Origin of the sequence: Rhodococcus sp. (in: high G+C Gram-positive bacteria), from assembly GCF_049286785.1 — a bacterium.
Taxonomy (GTDB): domain Bacteria; phylum Actinomycetota; class Actinomycetes; order Mycobacteriales; family Mycobacteriaceae; genus Rhodococcus_F.
In genome coordinates this window covers 1-3,755 of sequence record NZ_JBAQEO010000798.1, presented here as the reverse complement: position 1 = coordinate 3,755, position 3,755 = coordinate 1, and the positions used below count along the sequence as shown (strand labels likewise).

Genomic DNA, 3,755 nt, shown 5'->3' with positions numbered 1-3,755 from the left:
CTAAGAGCATCGAGCAGCTCGGCTGCTCGGTCGTCGACACGCTCGGCGGCGCTGCTGCCGCGCTTCGATTCCCGTTCAGCGCCCGGCCACCGCGTCAGCAGCTCGGCTCGCAGGTCCGCGAACTGTGGAAGCACAGTCTTGGCCCCGACCCAGTTCATCGCGAAGGCAGCGAGCACTCCTGCGGCGATGAACAGCACGCCAGTCAGTGCGAGTATGCGCGAGATGGCGAACGGTGTCGGTGTCGGCTCCATCAGTCCGTAGCGCGCAGCGAAAAGGTATCCAATCCGTAGGGCGGCGTACGCAGTCAGGATCGCCGCTCCCGGACAGATCAAGAGCAATCCCCGGCCGGTGACGGTCTGTCGGTCTGCCTGGACGATCGCCACGATCGTCACCATCAGGCACAACAGGAACGGGTATGCCATCCCGAGGATCAAGCCTTCGGCGTATCCAGGGAGGAACGCATACTCGTTGTCGAACGTGCGATTGTCCACGTTCGCCGGCCACGGCGTTCTGAAGAAGAAGACGAAGGACAGGGCGGCCGTGAGCAACGAAAGAGTGATGTGAAGCCGGATGAGCTTGGTGCGCTGGCCAGCTCTGCTCGTCACATCCGTGAACACGATGGCTGTGCCGATGCAGATCCCACAGACCAACAGCATTTTCAGGGCACCGGGCATGCTGGCGCCGAAGGCAAATCGTATGAATTCCTCCATGGTCTGGGTGTTGAGCGTCATGTGAAGTGACATGCAGGCCAGGATGATGACGGCACCAGCGAGAGTCCACGAGCGCCTGAACCACCACCGATGCAACCGGGTTGCAGCCGCCACGCCCAACAGCGCGGCAGCCGACGCGGTGATCAACCGAGGGCCTCGTCGAGCCGTGAGCGGACCGCAGGACTGTGGCTAGTCCGACTGCTACCTTTCAGACGTCGCAGCAGCAGACTCCCGAACGCTTCAGCGTCGGCCTCCTCGATGGACTGCGTATCCGTGCAGTCGCGTTGCAGCATCAGTTTCGCGAGGTCGTGGGACGACGACGGAAGGTGCTCGGTCGCCAGATCGATGGCCGGCCTTCCGACATGTCCCAGTGCGATGTGACCGAGCTCGTGGGCGATAGTTCTTTCGCGAGCGTGCACCCAGGACGCGTACTTAATTTCGTCATGGTCAGGGTTACGTACCCATTGCCCAAACACCCGAGGTGGCAACTCGGGACCCTCGCGGATCACCAGGGGCCGTCCGCGATCGCGTGCGAGAGCATCCGCCATACCGCCCAACGATCGTGCTTCATCGCCTTCCGCGATGCGGAATAGGTGATCGACGGCACGTGTAACTGCTGCTCTATCTGCCACTCCGGGACCCTCCTGACTCCGGCATCCCCCACGGTGCCGACAGATAACGGTAGTCCTCTGGCAGAGATACACCCAGCCCGAGGTTCCCTGGGGGCCACCGGGTCATCCAACCAACCGACTAGGCTCGACCGAATGCCGATCAGCCTTCGAACATCTCGTCGCTGTACCGCCTGTGCAGCCATCCTGGCAGGCACGTTCCTGCTGACGGTGAGTGCGATGGCTCCCACCTACGCTGCGCGGCACCTCATGAAGATCCCCCTGAGCATCGAGGCCAGCACGGTCTCCACAGGCACTGCGGACCTACTCGACGCGGCCGCCCTCGCGAAGGGCAAGCTGATCATCGACTCCTCCGTGCCGATCACGGTCAACCAACGCGTCACAGTCGAAGATCCCTCCGACGCGAACACAGCGACGCTGCAATCCGCGGTTCAGATGACGCGGGACGATCGGACCGGGGCGGGGGCAATCGTCAACGCGAGCGTCGACCGATCCACCGTCCACAGACGTACAGGACTTGCAGTTGCCGACCCGGCCGGATCCATCCAGTCCACGTCCGGCAAGCCGGCGGACCCTGTCGCTCACGAGGGGCTCCAGTTCAAGTTCCCCTTCGACGCGCAGAAGCAGTCGTATCCCTACTTCGATACAACGCTTCGTGCGAGTTACAACGTGGACTTCGCGGCTGAGGACACACTGGCGGGCATCCCGGTTTACCGGTTCCATCAAGAGATCGCGCCTACCGCGGTCGGCGGGGCGATCACCCTGCCCGCGTCGAACTGGGGAAGGGAAGGTACAGCTCCGATGACACTGAAACGCTTCTACGGCATCACTCGTGACCTCTGGGTCGAGCCGGTCTCCGGTGCGATCGTCCAGGTGCAACAGCGCTACCGCCAGTACTTCGCCTCAGCCGTCAATGCGACGGACTCCATCACGATCATTGATGTCTCACCGAAACTCGATGCTCAGACCCAGGCCGAACAGATCGAGCGAGCCGTCACGTACAAGAACCTCATCCAGTGGGGCACCGTCTACGGCCCTACCATCGGCGGGGTCGTGGGACTTCTCCTGCTCGCCGGTGGACTTTTCCTCGGTGTGACGTCGAAGCGACAACAGGCACCCACTGCTGAACCAGAACTACCTGTCGAGCTTGAGCTCGTGGCCGATCGCTGATCGCCAGTCGCACTCCGGCAACAACATTTTGGCGCCCACCCAGCCAACCCAGCAAACGACGACGCCCGTCCCCGTGAACGGGACCGGGCGTCGGAAAAACTTCGAGAGCGGCGGCAGTCTTAAGCGGCGGCGACAGCCATCTTGAGGTCGGTAACATGGTCACTAACCACCGGCAGTGGCGGAACCGTGAAACCCGCCCCGATCGCAGCCTCCTCAGCACGCTTGTACCGGCGCAACGCAAGGTCCGCAGAACGCGCACCCGTCATCTCGGCGAGCACATCGAAGGTCAGGCTCGGGTCGAGGATCTTCCGGCGGGCCGTGTCCTTGTCGCCCGGGTGCAGATTGGCACCGTCAATGAACACGAGAAGCGCTTCCACGGTCTGGTCGGGGCCGTCCACAGAAGCAAGCGGAGCGGAGTCGGCGTCGGCGTCGGCGTCGGTGTCGGAAATACGGTGATAGCTGTCGGCTGCAGGGAGCTCGGTGATCCACGCGGGCTCGGCGATCGGATCGGGTTCGGCGGCGAAATCAGCGCCAAAGATGTCGGCCTCGTCCAACAGCAGCGGACCGGCGTCGAGCGGATCGTCAGCCTCGACTCCCACCGGAACCTCCGACGCGAATGCCGCCTCGGCGTCATCACCCACATAAACTTCCTGTGCCGGAACACTGTTCTCGGACGCCAGGTTGTAGTCGGTGTAGGCGTTACCGATCGCCTGGATGAGGATGCCAGCGCCGTGGGTGAACGCCAGCACCAGCAATGGTGCGATCACCGCGATCACCGCAGAGGCTGCGGGTGTGAGCGGTGTCGTGCCGACGTCGATGCCCGCAGCGGCACGAAGTGCAGACTGCTCCGCGCCCTTGAAGGCGTGATACGCGTTGCCGACCACGCTGATACAGACGACGGCCACCAACAGCCCCATGAAGAACGACTTGCCCTTGTCGTTGCCGCTGATCTTGCTCAGCGCGACTGCGGCGATCGTTGCACCGAGAATGGCGCCGTCGACGATGAGCGGGAACAAGAACGCCAGCTCCGTCGGCATGCCGGCCTGCTGCGCGAGATCCCGCAGAACGGCGAACGAGAGCACGAACGCGCAAGCGGTGATCCCGAGTGCCAGCATGATCGCGAATGCGACGGACGCGACGACGCCGTACAGGCGGAGACGTGCAGCGTGCAGGCTAAGTGGTCTGATCCGTTAATTCGTCGGGGGTTGCTGCCAGGCGGTGGGGTCGGCGAGGTAGAGCCCGCAGG

Annotated in this window: 4 protein-coding genes; 1 reads left to right on the top strand and 3 read right to left on the bottom strand. The window is 63.4% G+C overall.

The features are described 5' to 3' along the window. Both WAW17_RS28840 and WAW17_RS28835 read right to left on the bottom strand, forming a co-directional pair. Positions 1–743: hypothetical protein (locus WAW17_RS28840; RefSeq protein WP_422336275.1), on the bottom strand; the 743-nt coding region annotated here is incomplete at its 3' end. Between the two features lie 110 nt (positions 744–853). After that, positions 854–1,258, bottom strand: coding sequence for a hypothetical protein (locus tag WAW17_RS28835; RefSeq protein WP_422336274.1), 405 nt, complete (start codon positions 1,256–1,258; stop codon positions 854–856). Between the two features lie 216 nt (positions 1,259–1,474). Here WAW17_RS28835 and WAW17_RS28830 point away from each other — a divergent pair, with 216 nt between their 5' ends. Continuing rightward, the gene (locus tag WAW17_RS28830; protein ID WP_422336273.1) at positions 1,475–2,509 is read left to right on the top strand and encodes a DUF3068 domain-containing protein; all 1,035 of its coding nucleotides are present in this window, start codon (positions 1,475–1,477) and stop codon (positions 2,507–2,509) included. A 119-nt stretch (positions 2,510–2,628) separates the two neighbouring features. Here WAW17_RS28830 and WAW17_RS28825 read toward each other — a convergent pair whose 3' ends face one another. Beyond that, positions 2,629–3,624, bottom strand: a complete 996-nt coding sequence (locus tag WAW17_RS28825) for a DUF2637 domain-containing protein (RefSeq protein ID WP_422336272.1) — start codon at positions 3,622–3,624, stop codon at positions 2,629–2,631. Positions 3,625–3,755 lie beyond the last annotated feature (131 nt).